This window comes from Streptomyces sp. NPDC056061, assembly GCF_042266885.1.
Classification (GTDB): Bacteria; Actinomycetota; Actinomycetes; order Streptomycetales; family Streptomycetaceae; genus Streptomyces.
This window is the reverse complement of the sequence record NZ_JBHJWQ010000007.1, coordinates 114,943-132,765: the sequence shown is the minus strand read 5'-3', so window position 1 is coordinate 132,765 and position 17,823 is coordinate 114,943. Positions and strand designations below refer to the sequence as shown.

The following is a 17,823-nucleotide window of genomic DNA, read 5'->3' as shown; positions in this document are numbered from 1 at the left end:
TCAGCCCTGCGAGAACCCGCCTGCGCCCCGCCCCACCCGTACGGCAGCATGGACACATGTCCGTACTGACGCGCGACGAAGCGCAGACCCGAGCCCAACTCCTCGACGTGCACCACTACACGATCGACCTCGATCTGACCGCGGGGGAGGAGACCTTCGACTCCCGCACCGTCATCCGGTTCACCACCACCGAAGCCGGAAACACCTTCGTCGAACTCAAGCCGGACACCCTGCGCTCCATCAGCCTCGACGGACACCCCCTCGACCCCGCCGACCTCGTCGAGAACCGCTTCCCCCTCACCGCCCTCACCGCCGGCCCGCACGAACTGCGCATCGACGCCGCCATGCGCTACTCCCGCACCGGCGAAGGCATGCACCGGTTCACCGACCCCACCGACGGCGAGACCTACGTCTACACCCAACTCTTCATGGAAGACGTCCAACGCGTCTTCGCCGCCTTCGACCAGCCCGACCTCAAATCCGTCTTCGCCCTCACCGTCACCGCCCCCGAAGGCTGGACCGTCCTCGGCAACGGCATCGCCGACCACCGGGGCGACGGACACTGGACCCTCGCCCCCACCCCCCTCATCTCCACCTACCTCGTCGCCGTCGCCGCCGGCCCCTGGCACTCCGTGACCACCGAACACGCCGGCCTCCCCTTCGGCATCCACTGCCGCCGCTCCCTCGCCCCCCACCTCGACGCCGACGCCGACGAAATCCTCGACATCACCCGCGCCTGCTTCGACCGCTTCCACGAAAAATTCGACGAGCCCTACCCCTTCGACTCCTACGACCAGGCATTCGTCCCCGAATTCAACGCCGGCGCCATGGAGAACCCCGGACTCGTCACCTTCCGCGACGAATTCGTCTACCGCTCCGCCGTCACCGACACCGAACGCCAGACCCGCGGCATGGTCATCGCCCACGAAATGGCCCACATGTGGTTCGGCGACCTCGTCACCCTCGCCTGGTGGGACGACATCTGGCTCAACGAGTCCTTCGCCGAATACATGGGCTACCAGACCCTCGCCGAAGCCACCCGCTTCACCGACACCTGGGTCGACTTCGGAGTCGCCCGCAAGGGCTGGGGATACGACGCCGACCAACGCCCCTCCACCCACCCCGTCGCCCCCGACCCCGCCGCCGTCCCCGACACCGCCGCCGCACTGCTCAACTTCGACGGCATCTCCTACGCCAAGGGCGCCTCCGCCCTGCGCCAACTCGTCGCCTGGCTCGGCGAGAAGGACTTCCTGGCCGGCATCAACACCCACTTCGCCCGCCACAAATTCGCCAACGCCACCCTCGCCGACTTCATCGACAACCTCGCCTCCGCCACCGACCGCGACGTCCACGCCTGGGCCGACGCCTGGCTGCGCACCACCGGAGTCGACACCCTCACCCCCCGCATCCAGGAAACCGACACCACCTGGACCCTCACCGTCGACCACCACGGCAGCCGCCCCCACCGCATCGCCGTCGCCGCCTACGACCACGCACCCGACCACCTCACCACCCCCGGCAACCACCCCGGACCCGAACGCCTCACCCTGCGCGAACGCATCGAGATCGACGTCCCCGGCAACGGCACCCCCACCACCCTGACCGGCCGCCGCCCCGCCCTCGTCGTCCTCAACGACAAGGACCTCAGCTACACCAAGGTCCGCCTCGACCCCACCTCCTGGAACACCGCCCTGCACCGCCTCTCCGGCATCCCCGACGCACTCACCCGCGCCGTCATCTGGAACACCGCCCGCGACATGGTCCGCGACGGCGAACTCGCCCCCACCACCTACCTCGACGCCGCCCGCACCCACCTCCCGCACGAAACCGACCTCGCCCTCGCCCAAGGCGTACTCGCCTTCGCCGGCACCCACATCACCGGCCACTACCTCACCCCCGAAAAACGACCCGCCGCCCTCGCCACCCTCACCGCCCTCTGCCGCGACCTCATCCGCCGCACCGAGGACGGCCACAACCCCGGCCTCCGCCTCATCGCCGTACGCCACCTCATCGACGCCGCCACCCAACCCGACACCATCCAGGACTGGCTCACCAACGGCACCGTCCCCGGCGGACCCGAACTCGACCCCGAACTCCGCTGGCGCATCCTCACCCGCCTCGCCGTCCTCGGCGCCACCGACGAAACCCACATCGCCACCGAACTCGAACAGGACCCCAGCGCCACCGGACAGGAAGGCGCCGCCCGATGCCGCGCCGCCCTCCCCACCCCCGAGGCCAAAGCCGCCGCCTGGCACTCCCTGTTCGACGACGACACCCTCTCCAACTACCTCTTCACCGCCACCGCCCAAGGCTTCTGGCAACCCGAACAGACCGACCTCGTACGCGACTACATCCCCCGCTACTACCCCGACGCCACCCGCCTCGCCGCCCGCCGCGGCCCCGCCATCGCCGAAGCCGCAGGCCGCTACGCCTTCCCCGCGCACGCCGTCGACACCGACAACCTCCACCACGGCGAACAAGCACTCGGCGACCCCCACCTCACCCCGGCCCTCCGCCGCAAACTCACCGACCAGATCGACGACCTCCGCCGCGCCCTCGCCGTACGCGAAGCCCACTGACCGACCCCCACCCACCGCACCACACCACCCACCCGGTCGACCGGACCGCACCACATCACCCACCCGGTCAACCGGACCGCACAGCACCACCCACCGTGCCCGGCGCCACCCCCACCCCAACGGGGGAGACGCCGGGCACACCCATGCCCACCACACGCCATTACCACCCGAACACCCACCACCCACCACCCACGCACCCCACATCCCCCATACGAGTTCAGAACACGGCACTCCACGGCCACGCCCCCGAAAACCCGGACAAGCTGACACACACACCCATGTCCGCACACCACACCCGAAGGGCCCCGCCGCCGTGCCCACCCCACCCCTCGCCGGCTCCACCACCGGCCCCACCGCCCTGCGCCCCCTCATCGACACCGTCCTCACCGCACTCCACGACGGTGCCCACCGACGCAACGGCCCCCTCCCCACCGGCGGCCCCGAAACCGTCACCCACCACACCCGCACCACCACCCACCCCGTCCTCCCCGACCACGGCACCGGCCCCCACGAAGCCCTCCGCACCCTCATCACCACCCTCACCGAAGGCGCAGCAGACCCCGCACACCCCCTCTGCACCGCCCACCTCCACACCCCACCCCTCGCCCTCGCCACCGCCGCCGACCTCGCCGCCTCCGCCCTCAACCCCTCCATGGACTCCTGGGACCAGGCACCCGCAGCCTCCACCCTCGAAACCCAAACCACCGCCGCCCTCGCCGCCGAGATCTACCCCCGCCACCCCACACCCGACGCCCTCATCACCACCGGCGGCACCGAAGCCAACCAACTCGCCCTCCTCCTCGCCCGCGAACGCCACGGCCCCGTACAAACCATCTGCGCCGCCAACGCCCACCACAGCATCACCCGCGCCGCCTGGCTCCTCGGACTCCCACAACCCCTCGTCGTCCCCGCCCCCACCGGCGTCATGGACCCCAACGCACTCCACGACACCCTCATCCGCCACCACCACCGCCACCTCCTCGTCACCGCCACCGCAGGCACCACCGACACCGGCCGCATCGACCCCCTCACCGACATCGCCGACCTCTGCGCCACCTACGGCGCCGAACTCCACATCGACGCCGCCTACGGCGGAACCCTCCTCCTCAGCCCCACCCACCGCCACAAACTCCACGGCCTCGACCTCGCCCACAGCGTCACCCTCGACCTCCACAAACTCGGCTGGCAACCCGCACCCGCAGGCATCCTCGCCGTCCCCCACCACACCCACCTCGACCCACTCCACCACCACGCCCCCTACCTCAACGCCGACGACGACACCGAAGCCGGCCTCCCCGACCTCCTCGGCCGCTCCCTGCGCACCACCCGCCGCCCCGACGCGCTCAAAATCGCCGTCACCCTCAAAGCCCTCGGCCGCGACGGACTCGCCGACCTCATCGACCACACCATCACCACCGCCCACCACCTCGCCGACCTCATCACCAAACACCCCGCCCTCGACCTCCACGACCGCCCCACCATCACCACCGTCCTCTTCCGCCCCACCCACACCGACGACCACACCGTCGCCACCATCCGCCGCACCCTCCTCACCCGCGGCCACGCCGTACTCGGCCGCGCCCGCATCGACAACCGCCTCTGGCTCAAAGCCACCCTCCTCAACCCCCACACCACCCCCCACGACCTCCAGACCCTCCTCGACCTCGTCGCCGACACCGCCGCCGACATCACGAAAGGCCCCACCCGCCGATGACCGACCGACCCACCCCCCCAACCGGCCAACCACACGACCTCGTCGGCATCGGCATCGGCCCCTTCAACCTCTCCCTCGCCGCCCTCGCCCACCCCCTCCACCCCCTCACCACCGCCTTCTACGAACAACGCCCCGCCTTCCACTGGCACCCCGGCCTCCTCATCGACGGAGCCACCCTCCAAGTCCCCTTCCTCGCCGACCTCGTCACCCTCGCCGACCCCACCAACCCCTGGACCTTCCTCAACTACCTCCGCACCCGCGACCGCCTCTACCCCTTCTACTTCGCCGAACGCTTCCACATCCCACGCACCGAATACGACGCCTACTGCCGCTGGGTCACCCACCAACTCCCCACACTCCACTTCGGCCACCAGGTCGAAGCCATCCGCTGGAACGACCGGCACCACCACTTCGAAGTCGACTACACCCAACTCAACGCCGACGGCGAAGCCGAAGCACTCGGCCGCACCCACACCCGCAACATCGCCCTCGGCATCGGCACCGAACCCCGCATCCCCGAACCCCTCAAACCCCTCGCCGACGACCCCTCAACCCCCGTCATCCACTCCGCCGACTACCTCCACCACCGAACAACCCTCCGCAACGCCGAACACATCACCGTCATCGGCTCCGGACAATCCGGCGCCGAAATCTTCCTCGACCTCCTCCGCGACCGCCCCACCGGCCACGAAAACCTCCACTGGCTCGCCCGCACCCAGGCATTCGCCCCGATGGAATACTCCAAACTCGGCCTCGAACACTTCACCCCCGACTACACCCGCTACTTCCACGCCCTCCCCGAATCCGTCCGCGACGAACTCGTCCCCCGCCAATGGCAACTCCACAAGGGCATCGACGCCGACACCATCGCCGCCATCCACGACGAGCTCTACCGCCGCACCCTCCACGACGACTGGCCCCGCACCACCCTCACCCCCGGCGTCTCCGTACGCACCGCAGAACGCACCAACAACACCCGCATCGAACTCCACCTCGAACACACCCAACAAAACACCCGCACCACCCTCACCACCGACGCCGTCATCCTCGCCACCGGCTACCAGGAACGCCCCCTCGACCGCATCCTCACCGCCCTCCACCCCCACCTCCACCGCGACACCTCCGGCCGCCCCCGCATCGACCAGCACCACCGCCTCGAACTCGACCCCGCCATCACCGGCAACATCTACGTACAGAACGCCGAACGCCACACCCACGGCGTCGGCGCCCCCGACCTCGGCCTCGCCGCCTGGCGCAGCGCCACCATCCTCAACCACCTCACCGGCACCACCCCCTACCCCCTCCCACAACGCACCGCCTTCACCACCTTCGGCCTCACCCCACAAACACCCCCCGCACCCACCCACAACCACATCCCCGCCCCCCTCAGCAACCACAACTGACCCACCACGCCCCACCCACCACGCCCCACCCCGCCCACACCGCCGACCCGCCGCCACGACGAACCACCCCCACACAAGGCGGCCGCCCCCTCCCGAAAGAGAAGACGGCCGCCACACACCACACCCGCACCGCCCCGAGCGGCCCGACCATCAGAACACCGGCACACCGTCCCGCGTCAGACGCCAGTCCACCGAAGCGAACTGCGAAGCATCCACCGAACCCTTCGCCTGCACCCACGCGATAATCGTGTTCCGAATCTCCTCGGAGTTCGCCCACACCTGCTTGGCAGCCGCCACATGCGGGAAGTTGCCACCACCACTCGCCCGGTAGTTGTTCACCGCCAGCACGAACTCCGCAGCAGGATCGATCGGCTTGCCCTCGAACGACAGATTCACGATCCGCGAACCACTCGGCTTCGCAACGTCGATCTCATACGTCAACCCCGACACCGCGTCATAGTTGTAATCAGGAGTGTTCTCCGCATTCGTCAACTTCGACGGATCCACCGGAGCCCCCGCAGCCGTCTGCACGTAATAACGCGCCGAGAACTCCAGATACTCCCTGACCTGCGCACCCGTCAGCACCCGGGCCTCAAGCGTATTCTCGAACGGATACAACCCCGCCGCATCCCTGATCGTCACATTCCCCGCCGGAATCTGCGCCGTACGAGAAAAACACGACGCCTGCGACAACACCGGCAGCGACGCATACGCACCACCCGCCAACGCCGACCTCACCGTCTCCGTCTGAACGACATTGATCAGATCGATGATCGGCTCGTCCTTCCAGGCCGCCTCCGCCGTCGACATCGCCGCCGTCGACGTACCGATCACCTGATTGACATACGCCACAACCTTCTCGTGCTCATCCGCCAACAACCGCGTGATCTTCGGATCCTCGGCCACCGTGTTCGAGTTCAACACCCGGGAACCGGCCCGCTCCACCACCCAACGCCCCTTCTCCCACACCAGATCGAAGTCGAACAACGTCAACCGCTGCCCCCACTTCAACGGCTCGGACAACACCACCTTCTTACCGGTCCGCTTGTTCTCCACGAAATACTCGGGAATCTCCAGATGCGCATGCCCGACCAGAATCGCATCAATACCCGGAACCTGCTCGGCCACCAGACCCGCCGCATTCTCCACATACGGAATCTGATCACCGTACGACGACGTGCCACTGTTCCCCGAATGCGCCGAAACGATCACCACATCCGCACCCATCGAACGCAACCGCGGCACAAACTTCGCCGCCTGCTCCTCCAGCCCCGGAAACACCATCTTCCCGGACACATTCGCCTTGTCCCAGATCGCGACACCCGGATTCGTCAGCCCAAGAATCGCCACCCTCACATCCCGACCGTGCGGCGTACGCATCCGCTTCATCACATACGGCGCGAACGCCGGCCGCAACGACTTCGCATCCAGCACATTCGCACCCAGCAGCGGAAAATCACACTGCTCCTCGAACTTCCGCAGCACCGGAATCCCATAGTTGAACTCGTGATTCCCCAACGCCGCCGCGTCATAACCGATCGCATTCATCGCCTGCGCCATCGGATGCACCGGACCACGTCGCGCCGTGATCGGATCCACCTTCGCGTAGTAATACGACAACTGAGTGCCCTGAATCGTGTCACCCGCGTCGATCAACAGCGTGTTGCCACGCCCCTTCTCGCGACGCACCTGATCCACCAACGTGGAGATCTTCGCCAGACCCACATCATTGTGATCCTTGTCGTCGAACTCCTTGTCCGTGAAATAATCCCAATTGAACACATTCCCATGCAGATCGGTCGTCCCCATCACGGTGAACGAATACCGCTTCGACGGGCGCCCACGCCCATGACCAGGCTCCTGCCCACGACCGAACGCCGCAGCCGGAACAGCGGAACCACCCACCAACGCCGCACCGGCACCGGCAACCGCCGACGTGCCCAGGAACGCCCTACGATTCAGCGGCATTTCGTCTCCCACATCCCATATCTCGCACAACTCGGTTCTCGCGCCACCCGGTTCCCGCCCGGACCAGCGCACGCGCGACGCAGCTCCCACCGCGCACAACGCGCGTAGATAATGACCCAGGACCCACACCCCGCAACACCCCCCACACGTGTCGATCTGATGACCACCCGCTGTCCGACCCCGATGCGACAGTGGAACCATGACCGACACACCAGCCCCCTACGGCACCCCCGAACACCCCCGCGTCGCCGTCCGAGGCGAAGCCCGCATCGAAGTCGACCCCGAAACCGCCCGCATCGGCATCACCGTCAGCGCCCGCGGCAAAGACCGCCGCACCGCCCTCGACGACCTCACCCGCCGCAACAACACCGTCCTCGAACTCGTCCGCACCTACGGACCCGCCGTCGAAAAACTCGAAACCGGCACCCTCTCCATCACCCCCGAACTCACCACACGCAGCCGCGACGAAAAAATCCGCGCCTACCACGGCCGCGTCCACATCACCGCCGTCCTCAACGACTTCACCGCCCTCGGCGAACTCACCACCCGCATCGCCGACCTCGACATGACCCACGTCAACGGTCCCTGGTGGTCCCTGCGCCCCGACTCGCCCGCCCACGCCGCCGCCCGCCGCCACGCCGTGCACGAAGCCGTCCAGCGCGCCCGCGAATACGCCGAAGCCCTCGGCTCCCACCTCACCGCACTCGTCGAACTCGCCGACCTCGGCGCCGAGAACACCACCCCCGCACTTCCCATGCCCCCCGCGCCCGGCGGCCTGCGCAGCGCCGCCGGCTACGGCGCCGCACCCGACACCGCACCGGCCCTCGACCTCGAACCCCAACGCCAGACCGTCTACGCCCAGGTGAACGCCCGATTCAACATGGCACCGCCGAAACTGTAGAAGCAGAAGCGCTCATCCGAGCACCCCGGCGCCCATTCAATACTTGTCAACAACCCTTCATCCAAAGGTCGTTGGGTAGTCACACGCGGCCAAATAACTACCCGTAGGTAAGGTCTAGGGTCGAACCATGCGCCGAGCGAAAATCGTTTGTACCCTGGGCCCCGCCACCACCTCGTACGACCGGATCAAGGCACTCGTCGAAGCGGGAATGGACATCGCCCGCCTCAACCTCAGTCACGGCACCTACGGCGAACACGAAGAGCGATACCGCCGTGTGCGCAAGGCAGCCGACGAGACCGGACGCAGCGTCGGCATCCTCGCCGACCTTCAAGGCCCGAAGATCCGCCTCGGCCGCTTCCGCGAAGGCCCCGTACTCCTTGAACGCGGCGACACCTTCACCATCACCGTCGAACCCATCGAGGGCGACCGCCACACCTGCGGCACCACCTACGACGGCCTCGCCACCGACGTCACCCCCGGCGAACGCATCCTCGTCGACGACGGCCGCGTCACCCTCGAAGTCACCGACGTCGAAGGCCCCCTCGTGCGCACCACCGTCGTCGAGGGCGGCATGGTCTCCGACCACAAGGGCCTCAACCTCCCCGGCGTCGCCGTCTCCGTCCCCGCACTCTCCGACAAGGACATCGAAGACCTCCGCTGGGCCCTGCGCACCGGCGCCGACGTCATCGCCCTGTCCTTCGTGCGCAGCGGACGCGACATCGAGGACGTCCACCGCATCATGGACGAGGAGGGCCGCCGCCTCCCCGTCATCGCCAAAATCGAGAAACCCCAGGCCGTCGAGAACATCGAAGGCATCGTCGCCGCCTTCGACGGCATCATGGTCGCCCGCGGCGACCTCGGCGTCGAAATGCCCCTGGAACAGGTGCCGATCGTCCAGAAGCGCGCGATCAAACTCGCCAAACGCAACGCCAAACCGGTCATCGTCGCCACTCAGATGCTCGACTCGATGATCGACAACTCCCGCCCCACCCGCGCCGAGGCATCCGATGTCGCGAACGCCGTCATCGACGGCACCGACGCGGTGATGCTCTCCGGCGAGACCAGCGTCGGCACGTACGTCGTCGAGACCGTCCGCACGATGGCCCGTATCGTCGAGGCCGCCGAGGAGGACCTCCTCGCCAAGGGCCTCCCGCCCCTCACCGAGCGCAACAAGCCCCGCACCCAGGGCGGCGCCGTGGCCCGCGCCGCCGCCGAGATGGGCGACTTCCTCGGCGCGAAGTTCCTGGTCGCCTTCACCCAGAGCGGCGACACCGTCAGGCGCCTCTCCCGCTACCGCTCGCCCATCCCGCTCCTTGCCTTCACCCCCGACCCGGCCACCCGTTCCCAGCTGAACCTGACCTGGGGCGTCGAGACCTTCCTCGGCCCGCACGTCGACTCGACGGACGCGATGGTGGCCCAGGTCGACGAGGAGCTGCTCAGGATCGGCCGCTGCCAGGAGGGCGACGTCGTCGTGATCACAGCCGGCTCCCCGCCCGGCCTCCCGGGCTCGACGAACCTGGTCCGGGTGCACCGCATCGGCGAGGACGACGGCGCGCGGTAGGCCGCGCCAGCACTCAGTACTCAGTACTTCGGCCCGACGTGGGCGTCCATGAGCGCGACGGACGCCCGCCGGGCGACGGAGATGTTGCGTGAGTTGGCCTGCTTCCATTCGGCACCGACGAGGTCGAGAGCCCCCGTGAACAGCCCGATGATGTCGGAGGACAGGTTGGTGAAGAAGTAGCGCGGGTATTCGTAACGACGTTTTTCTCCGGCAACGACACGAGTTGTCCAGTTGATGACGCGGCAGCCGTCGGAATGAATGAGGCCTCGAATGAATTCCCATGGATGGGCGTCGACGAGACCCCGTTGCCATGGTTCGAGGGCGATCTCACGCCCGTGTTTCTTACCGGGACCATGCTGGGGGAAGAAGCAGGGCCAATGCTTGCTGTGGCACGTGACGTATTGGCAGCCCTGACGCTGGACCCGGAGCACTTTGTTCTCGGGCCGCACCGCCTGCACGGCTTCGGAGCAGGCATCGATCAGGCCGGGCCAGGCGTCAGCGCACGCGATGCGGAGGGAGTACACGCCTTGCTTGGTGCGGTTGATGCATCCGTCGCCGAGGTAGAGGCCCAGTAAGTAGACGTAGGCGGAGGGGGCTTCGAGATCGCCCGGTGGGTCGCTGCACATGGGGCAGGTTGCGGACGGTCCGCAGCGCAGGGGTTCTATCCGTGTCTGCCATGAACGGATGGCGGCGCGAGAGATTCCCGTCTGCTTGCTCACGGAGTTCTGACTGAAGCCCTGGTCGATGAGGGCCAAAGCCCGTCGACGCGTATCGAGGTCGTACACGCAGCCGATTTTGGTCCGAGTGTCATGTGTGAAGGTGGACTCCATGAAACAGTCACACGATCAAGTGAAGTCCCGCTATCGGCTTACAGCCTTCGAAATGAAGGAAAAGTGCCCCGAGTCGGACTCGAACCGACACTGGATGGGTTTTGAATCCATTGTCTCTAACCAATTGGACTACCGGGGCTCGACGAATCGAAGGTTTCCTTCAACCCGCTGGGCACCTACCTTACCCCAGCTGGGTAGGCTGCTTGGCAGTAGTACCGTTCTGGAACGAGGAGCACCGTGACAACCCCCGAGTCGCCCCAGCCCGCCGACGACGACAAGTCGCACGTTCCGCCGATGACGACGCGTGTCGTCATCGCCGAGGACGAGGCGCTCATCCGTCTCGATCTCAAGGAGATGCTGGAGGAAGAGGGCTACGCGGTCGTCGGCGAGGCCGGTGACGGGCAGAAAGCCGTCGAGCTGGCCCGGGAGCACCGGCCGGACCTGGTCATCCTGGATGTGAAGATGCCCATCCTGGACGGGATCTCCGCGGCGGAGAAGATCGCGGAGGAGTCCATCGCGCCGGTTCTGATGCTTACCGCGTTCTCGCAGCGGGATCTCGTGGAGCGGGCCCGGGACGCGGGGGCGATGGCGTATCTGGTGAAGCCGTTCAGCAAGAGCGACGTGGTGCCGGCCATCGAGATGGCGGTGTCGCGGTTCGCGGAGCTGAAGGCGCTGGAGAGCGAGGTCGCGGACCTCGCGCAGCGGCTGGAGACGCGGAAGCTGGTGGACCGGGCGAAGAGCATTCTGCAGACGGATTATGGGCTGTCGGAGCCTGCCGCGTTCCGGTGGATCCAGAAGACGTCGATGGATCGTCGGCTGTCGATGCAGCAGCTTGCCGAGGCGTTGATCGCGGATGCCGAGGAGAAGAAGGCCGAGGAGAAGAAGGCTGCGGAGTAGGCGTATGTGCGCGTGTGCGTGCATGGGGAGGGGCCCGCGTCCGGATCGGTGAATCCGGGGGCGGGCCCCTTCCATGGGTGGGGCCACTCGGTGTGTGAGCGGTCAGTCCTCGCCGAGGTAGGCCTTGCGGACGGATTCGTCGTGCAGGAGGTCCGTGCCGGTGCCGGAGAGGACGATCTTGCCGACTTCCATGACGTGGCCCTGGTCGGCGAGGGAGAGTGCGGCTTGGGCGTTCTGTTCGACGAGCAGGATGGTGGTGCCCTGGGCCTTGAGCTCGACGATGGTCTCCATGATCTTCTGCATCATGATCGGGGAGAGGCCCATGGAGGGTTCGTCGAGCATGAGGAGCTTGGGCTGGCACATGAGGGCCCTGCCCATGGCGAGCATCTGCTGTTCGCCGCCCGAGAGGGTTCCGGCTGCCTGCTTTCGGCGTTCCCCGAGGATGGGGAAGAGGTCGTAGGCGCGCTGGATGTCTTTCTCGATGCCTGCTTTGTCGCTGCGGAGGTAGGCGCCGAGCTGGAGGTTCTCGGTGATCGTCAGCCGGGGGAAGATGTGGCGTCCCTCGGGGGAGTGGGCGAGGCCCAGGGAGACGATCTTGTGGGCGGGGACGTTGCCGAGTGGGCGGCCGTCGAAGGTGATGCGGCCTCCGGCTGGTTTGAGCAGTCCGGAGAGGGTGCGCAGGGTGGTGGTCTTGCCGGCGCCGTTGGTGCCGATGAGGGTGACGATCTGGCCGGCTTCGACGGTGAAGGAGATGCCTTTGACGGCTTCGATCTTGCCGTAGGCGACGCGGAGGTCCTCGACTTCGAGAAGTGTGGTCATCGGGCGTCCTCCTCCTCGTTGCCGGTGGTGGCGTCGGTGGGTTCGGTGGGTTCGGTGGGTTCGGTGGTGGTGTCGGTCGAGTGTGTCGTCTTGGTGGTGGCGCCGGCTTCGGCGGCCTCGACTTCGGCGACTTCCTCGGCGCCGGGGGCGCCTTCGAAGGGGGTGCCGAGGTAGGCGGCGACGACGCGTTCGTCGCTCTGGACGACGTCGGCGGTGCCTTCGACGAGTTTTTCGCCCTGGACGAGGACGGCGACGCGGTCGCAGAGGTTGAAGATGAACCGCATGTCGTGCTCGATGACGAGGACGGCGATGCCCTGGTCCCGGATGGCGAAGATGAGTTCTTCGGTGACGCGGGTTTCCTGGGGGTTCATGCCGGCGGTGGGTTCGTCGAGGAGCAGGAGGCCGGGTTCGCTGGCGAGTGCGCGGGCGATTTCCAGTTTGCGCTGGTCGCCGTAGGGGAGGTTGCGCGCGAGGTGGTCGGCCTTGTCGGCGAGGCCGATGAACTCCAGGAGTTCCATGGCGCGTTCGCGGCTTGCCTGTTCGGCTCTGGTGAAGCCGGGGAGGCGCAGGAGGGCTGACCAGAGGCCTTCCTTGGTCCGGGTGTGTCGTCCGACGAGGACGTTTTCCAGGACGGTCATGTTGGCGAAGAGCCGGATGTTCTGGAAGGTGCGGGCGATGCCTGCCTGGGTGACGAGGTGGGGCTTGGGGGGCAGGACGGTGCCCTTGTAGCTGACCTTGCCCTCGGTGGGGACGTAGAGGCCGGTGAGGCAGTTGAAGAAGGTGGTCTTGCCGGCGCCGTTGGGGCCGATGAGTCCGACGATCTCGCCTGCGTTGACGGTGAGGTCGACGCCGCGTACGGCGGTGAGGCCACCGAAGCGCATGGTGACGCCGTTGGCGTCGAGGACGGTGGTGGCGGTTTTCGTGGTGGTGGTCATGGTGGTCACGCCCCCGCCTTGGCGATGCCGGTGCCGGTCTCTTCGGGCCGGTGTGGTTCCGGTACGTCGGGCTGGTCGGTCTCGTGGAATTCGAGTTGTTTCCTGCGGTCGGCGACCAGTCCTTCGGGGCGCAGGCGCATCAGGAGGATGAGGGCGACGCCGAAGAGGAAGAGCTGGTAGTCCTGCATGAATTGGAGTTTGGCCGGGATGAGGTAGAGGAGTGCGGCGCCGATGAGGGGTCCGCTGAGGGTTCCCATGCCGCCGAGGATGACTGCGGCGAGGAGGAAGGCGGAGTTGGGTGGGACGGAGCCGGCGAACTGGTATTGCTCGGGTGTCACGGTGTAGTTGACGTGTGCTTGGACGGTTCCGGCGAGTCCGGCGAGGGTGGCGCCGAGGGCGAAGGCGATGAGTTTGAGCCGGAAGGCGTTGATGCCCATGGCGGTGGCGGCGGTTTCGTCTTCGCGGATGGCGACCCAGGCGCGGCCGATGCGGGATTCTCCGGAGCGGCGGAAGACGAGGACGACGACGGCGGTGAAGACGAGCATCAGCAGGTAGTAGTTGGCGGACCTGCCGAGGGTGAAGCCGAGGATGTCGTGTTTGGTGCCGAAGTCGAATCCGAAGAGGTTGAGGTCGGGGATGCTGGGGATGCCTTGGGAGCCGTTGGTGAGGTCGGGTCCGCTGTTGCCGTTGAGGTTGTTGACGGTGAGGCGGAAGATTTCGCCGAAGCCGAGGGTGACGATGGCGAGGTAGTCGCCGCGGAGTCGGAGTGTGGGTGCGCCGATGAGGACGCCGAAGACGAGTGAGGCGGCGGCTCCGGTGAGTACGGCGGCCCAGAAGGGGAATTCGACGCCGATGGCGGACATGGTGGAGCCGGATACCAGGGCTGCGGCGTAGGCGCCGACGCCGAGGAAGGCTACGTAGCCGAGGTCGAGGAGGCCGGCGAGGCCGACGACGACGTTGAGGCCGAGTGCGACGGTGCCGAAGATGAGGATGTTGGCGCCGATGAGCGCGTATTCCTCTTTCTGCTGGGTGAAGGGGAAGCAGACGGCTGCGACGAGGGCGGCGGTGAGGGTGATGTTGCGGTGCTTCGCGGTGAGTGCGGTGAGGCGGGAGATGAGTCCTGCCCGGTGGAGTGCGGTGAAGGCGAAGCCGGTGGTGATGAGGAAGCCGATGAAGAGTTCGGTGTAGTCGGTGTCGATGCCGTAGGTGAAGACGTAGAGGCCGATGCCGAACGCGGCGACGACGATGAGGATTTCGGCCCAGTCGGGGAGGGCCTTGGCGCGGGGGGCGGTGGGGGCGCGGAGGCTTTCGCGGAAGCGTTCCCAGGCGGTGGCGCCGGTGGTGGTGTGGGGTTGGTCGCCGGGGAGGCCGAGTGCGGCGATGGCGGCGATGAGGGCGCCGGCGGTGCTGACCCAGGCGCCGGGTTCGAGGTTGACGACGCCGCCGAGGGCGTAGGAGATGGCGCCGATGGCGTAGCCGGTGGTGCCGAGGGTGCCGAGGGCGAGGAGGCGGGCGGGGCTGTTGGTGCCGCCGGGGGTGAGCCAGCCGAGGCCGCGGATGCCGTATCCGGAGAGTGTGATCAGCAGGGTGAGTGCGGCGCCGATGAGGGTGAGGACTTGGAGGCCGCCGGGGTAGCCGGTGACGGTGAGGTCGCCGGGGAATTGTTTGGTCCAGGTCCAGGCGAGGAAGGTGCCGGCGAGTGCGACGGCGGCGCCGGTGAGGGTGCCGATGCGGGCCGCGTTCGCGGGGATGGGGAGGAGGGGTGCCGTGGTGGTGTGGTTGGTGGTCATCGGTATCACGCCCGATCCGCGACGCGTTCGCCGAGCAGGCCCTGGGGGCGGAGCAGCAGGACGATGATGAGGAGGACGAAGGCCCATACGTCCTTCCAGGCGCCGCCGCCGAAGAGTTCCATGCCGGGGACGTTGCTCATGTAGCCGGTGGCGAGGGATTCGGCGATGCCGAGGACGACTCCGCCGAGCATGGCGCCGTAGATGTTGCCGATGCCGCCGAGTACGGCTGCGGTGAAGGCTTTGAGGCCCATGATGAAGCCCATTTTGAAGCCGATCTGGCCGTTTTTGAGTCCGTAGGCGACGGCGGCGACGGCGGCGAACGCGGCACCGATGGCGAAGGCCATGACGATGATGCGGTCGGTGTTGATGCCCATGAGTTTGGCGGTGTCGGGGTCCTGGCTGGTGGCTTGCATGCCGCGGCCGGTGCGGGTCTTGGAGACGAAGAGGCCGAGGGCGAGCATGCAGAGGGGTGCGGTGATGAGGACGAAGAGGTCACCGCGTTGGATGTGGGCGCCGAGGATGTCGAGGGCTTCTCCCTTGAATTGGGGGAAGGACCGGTCCTTCTTGGCGTCGGGGTACCACTTCCAGATGGCTTGCTGGAGTGCGAGGGAGAGCCCGATGGCGGTGATGAGGGGGGCGAGTCGGGGTGCGCCGCGCAGGGGCCGGTAGGCGAAGCGTTCGGCGGCGGTGCTGACGGCGACGGAGCATATGACGCCGCCGATGATCATGAGTGGGATGATCGCGAGGAGGGAGACGCCGGCCGGCATCCAGAGGTACACGGTGAGTGCTCCGAAGCCTCCGATCATGAAGATTTCGCCGTGGGCGAAGTTGATGAGCTGGATGATTCCGTAGACCATCGTGTAGCCGATCGCGATGAGTCCGTACATCGCGCCGAGGATGAGTCCATTGGCCAGCTGTTGCGGCAGTTCGTTCACCGCAGGGCCTCCGTGGAGTGGTTCGGATATGGCACCGCGCGGGGCGCTGGTAGCGCTCCCGCGCGGTCTGGGTTCTGCTTCAGTGCGGGTGCCCGGGAGGGCTGGGTGGGGTGGGGGTCAGGGCTTGTAGACCTCGCTGAGCTTGGAAGTCCACTTGCCGCCGTCGACCTGGTAGGCGGTCATCATGGTGTTGGTGGTGTCGCCGAATTCGTCGAAGGAGACGGGGCCGGTGACGCCTTCGAACTTGACCTTGGCCATGGCTTCGAGGACCTTGGCGCGGAGGTCGTCGGGGGCCTTGCCGTTGTTGTCGGCGACGGCGATCTTGACGGCCTCGATGATGGACCAGGTGGCGTCGTAGGTGCCGCCGCCGTAGGCCTCGTAGGCGTCCTTGTATCCGGCGGTCTTGTAGTCCGCGATGAACTTCTTGGCGGATTCGAGTTCTTCGACGGGCTTGCCGACGGAGGTGGCGATGTCGCCCTGGGCCTTCTTGTTGAGCTTGATGAAGTCGGCGCTGTACATGCCGTCGCCGCCCATGAGCGGGATTTGGACGCTGTCCTTGAGCTGCTGGCTCAGGGGTGCGCCGGCGGGGTATTCGCCGCCGTAGTAGACGGCCTTGGCGCCGGACTTCTTGACCTGGGTGACGACGGCGTTGAAGTCGCGGTCGTCGGGGTTGACGTGGTCGGTGCCGACGATCTTGCCGCCGAGGGCGGTGAAGGTGTTCTTGAAGGAGGCGGCGAGGCCGGCGCCGTAGGGCTTCTGGTCGTCGATGAGGTAGACCTGGTTGATCTTCGCGTTGTTGAAGAGGTACTTCGCGGCGAAGGCGCCCTGGATCTGGTCCGTGGTGGCGGTGCGGAAGTAGGTCTTGAAGGGGCGCTTCTTGTCGCCGGTCTTCCAGTTCTCGCCCTGGGTGAGTTCGGTGCCGGTGTTGGCGGGGGAGACCTGGGTGAGGCCGGCGTCGTTGAGCGGCTTCTGCATCGACTGGGAGACGCCGGAGTTGAGGGGGCCGACGACGCCGACGACGTTCTTGTCGTCGATGAACTTCTGTGCGTTCTGCTGGCCGACGGAGGGCTGCGCCTGGTCGTCGAGCGGCTTGACCTCGAAGGTGATGCCGGGGACGATTTTTTCCTTGTTGGCCGTTTTGGCGGCGAGGTCGGCGGAGTTCTTGATGCCGAGGCCGAGGGCGGACAGGTCGCCGGTGATGGGGGCGTCGAGGCCGATGACGACGGTTTTGGTGTCTCCGTCGCCGCTGCTGTTGTTGTCGTCGCGCGACCCGCAGGCCGTGAGTGTCAGTGCTCCTGTGGTGAGCGCTGTGGTGAGTATGAGCAAAGAACGGTGTCGCACGAAAGGTCCTTTCCCTGGCGCGGCCTCCTCTGCATGAGGTGCCGTTTCGTTCGCCGGGCCGTACGGGTTGGTACAGGGCCGTGCTCGATGACGCGCCCGGCGGCGCGGTGACTGGCCGTGACTCTAGGCGCAGGCGTGGTGGTGCGGGGT

General features: G+C 67.0%; 13 protein-coding genes and 1 tRNA gene. 6 read left to right on the top strand and 8 right to left on the bottom strand.

Features of this window, described 5'->3' with window-relative positions; translation table 11 throughout:
• Positions 1–56 precede the first annotated feature (56 nt).
• The 3 genes from pepN (at position 57) to ACFC79_RS13570 (ending at position 5,696) form a co-directional block, all read left to right on the top strand.
• A complete protein-coding gene (pepN, locus tag ACFC79_RS13580) occupies positions 57–2,579 on the top strand; it encodes an aminopeptidase N (protein WP_376239188.1) in 2,523 nt (840 codons plus the stop codon).
• A 313-nt stretch (positions 2,580–2,892) separates the two neighbouring features.
• Positions 2,893–4,293 (top strand): pyridoxal phosphate-dependent decarboxylase family protein, encoded by a 1,401-nt coding sequence (locus ACFC79_RS13575; protein ID WP_376239185.1) that lies wholly within the window; start codon positions 2,893–2,895, stop codon positions 4,291–4,293.
• Positions 4,290–5,696: a lysine N(6)-hydroxylase/L-ornithine N(5)-oxygenase family protein gene (locus tag ACFC79_RS13570; protein WP_376239183.1), complete on the top strand. Its 1,407-nt coding sequence runs from the start codon at positions 4,290–4,292 to the stop codon at positions 5,694–5,696. The genes ACFC79_RS13575 and ACFC79_RS13570 overlap by 4 nt, the downstream gene beginning before the upstream one ends.
• 150 nt (positions 5,697–5,846) lie before the next feature.
• Here ACFC79_RS13570 and ACFC79_RS13565 read toward each other — a convergent pair whose 3' ends face one another.
• A complete protein-coding gene (locus ACFC79_RS13565; protein WP_376239181.1) occupies positions 5,847–7,664 on the bottom strand; it encodes a bifunctional metallophosphatase/5'-nucleotidase in 1,818 nt (605 codons plus the stop codon).
• Positions 7,665–7,863: 199 nt separating this feature from the next.
• Here ACFC79_RS13565 and ACFC79_RS13560 point away from each other — a divergent pair, with 199 nt between their 5' ends.
• Both ACFC79_RS13560 and pyk read left to right on the top strand, forming a co-directional pair.
• On the top strand, positions 7,864–8,565 hold the full coding sequence (locus tag ACFC79_RS13560; protein ID WP_376239179.1) for an SIMPL domain-containing protein: 702 nt from the start codon (positions 7,864–7,866) through the stop codon (positions 8,563–8,565).
• Positions 8,566–8,692: 127 nt separating this feature from the next.
• On the top strand, positions 8,693–10,126 hold the full coding sequence (pyk, locus tag ACFC79_RS13555; protein ID WP_376239176.1) for a pyruvate kinase: 1,434 nt from the start codon (positions 8,693–8,695) through the stop codon (positions 10,124–10,126).
• Between the two features lie 20 nt (positions 10,127–10,146).
• On the opposite strand, the gene ACFC79_RS13550 is transcribed toward pyk, so the two are convergent.
• Complete coding sequence (locus ACFC79_RS13550) at positions 10,147–10,911, bottom strand: transcriptional regulator (RefSeq protein ID WP_376239174.1); 765 nt, start codon at positions 10,909–10,911, stop codon at positions 10,147–10,149.
• A gap of 109 nt (positions 10,912–11,020) precedes the next feature.
• A tRNA-Leu gene (locus tag ACFC79_RS13545) sits at positions 11,021–11,095 on the bottom strand.
• A gap of 98 nt (positions 11,096–11,193) precedes the next feature.
• Here ACFC79_RS13545 and ACFC79_RS13540 point away from each other — a divergent pair.
• A complete protein-coding gene (locus tag ACFC79_RS13540; RefSeq protein WP_376239172.1) occupies positions 11,194–11,853 on the top strand; it encodes an ANTAR domain-containing response regulator in 660 nt (219 codons plus the stop codon).
• A 102-nt stretch (positions 11,854–11,955) separates the two neighbouring features.
• On the opposite strand, the gene ACFC79_RS13535 is transcribed toward ACFC79_RS13540, so the two are convergent.
• From ACFC79_RS13535 to ACFC79_RS13515, 5 genes are all read right to left on the bottom strand, one after another.
• On the bottom strand, positions 11,956–12,672 hold the full coding sequence (locus ACFC79_RS13535; RefSeq protein ID WP_376239171.1) for an ABC transporter ATP-binding protein: 717 nt from the start codon (positions 12,670–12,672) through the stop codon (positions 11,956–11,958).
• Complete coding sequence (locus ACFC79_RS13530) at positions 12,669–13,607, bottom strand: ABC transporter ATP-binding protein (protein ID WP_376239582.1); 939 nt, start codon at positions 13,605–13,607, stop codon at positions 12,669–12,671. Before ACFC79_RS13530 ends, ACFC79_RS13535 begins: the two co-directional genes overlap by 4 nt.
• 5 nt (positions 13,608–13,612) lie before the next feature.
• The gene (locus ACFC79_RS13525; RefSeq protein ID WP_376239168.1) at positions 13,613–15,397 is read right to left on the bottom strand and encodes a branched-chain amino acid ABC transporter permease; all 1,785 of its coding nucleotides are present in this window, start codon (positions 15,395–15,397) and stop codon (positions 13,613–13,615) included.
• 5 nt (positions 15,398–15,402) lie between these two features.
• Entirely contained in the window at positions 15,403–16,332 is a 930-nt protein-coding gene (locus ACFC79_RS13520) for a branched-chain amino acid ABC transporter permease (RefSeq protein ID WP_376239166.1), read from the bottom strand.
• Positions 16,333–16,449: 117 nt separating this feature from the next.
• A complete protein-coding gene (locus ACFC79_RS13515) occupies positions 16,450–17,658 on the bottom strand; it encodes a branched-chain amino acid ABC transporter substrate-binding protein (RefSeq protein ID WP_376239580.1) in 1,209 nt (402 codons plus the stop codon).
• Positions 17,659–17,823: the final 165 nt, after the last annotated feature.

Coding starts and splice junctions, on each gene's coding strand:
- pepN (WP_376239188.1), top strand. CDS start 57: ATGTCCGTACTGACGCGCGACGAAGCGCAGACCCGAGCCCAACTCCTC.
- ACFC79_RS13570 (WP_376239183.1), top strand. CDS start 4,290: ATGACCGACCGACCCACCCCCCCAACCGGCCAACCACACGACCTCGTC.
- ACFC79_RS13565 (WP_376239181.1), bottom strand. CDS start 7,664: ATGCCGCTGAATCGTAGGGCGTTCCTGGGCACGTCGGCGGTTGCCGGT.
- ACFC79_RS13560 (WP_376239179.1), top strand. CDS start 7,864: ATGACCGACACACCAGCCCCCTACGGCACCCCCGAACACCCCCGCGTC.
- pyk (WP_376239176.1), top strand. CDS start 8,693: ATGCGCCGAGCGAAAATCGTTTGTACCCTGGGCCCCGCCACCACCTCG.
- ACFC79_RS13535 (WP_376239171.1), bottom strand. CDS start 12,672: ATGACCACACTTCTCGAAGTCGAGGACCTCCGCGTCGCCTACGGCAAG.
- ACFC79_RS13530 (WP_376239582.1), bottom strand. CDS start 13,607: ATGACCACCACCACGAAAACCGCCACCACCGTCCTCGACGCCAACGGC.
- ACFC79_RS13525 (WP_376239168.1), bottom strand. CDS start 15,397: ATGACCACCAACCACACCACCACGGCACCCCTCCTCCCCATCCCCGCG.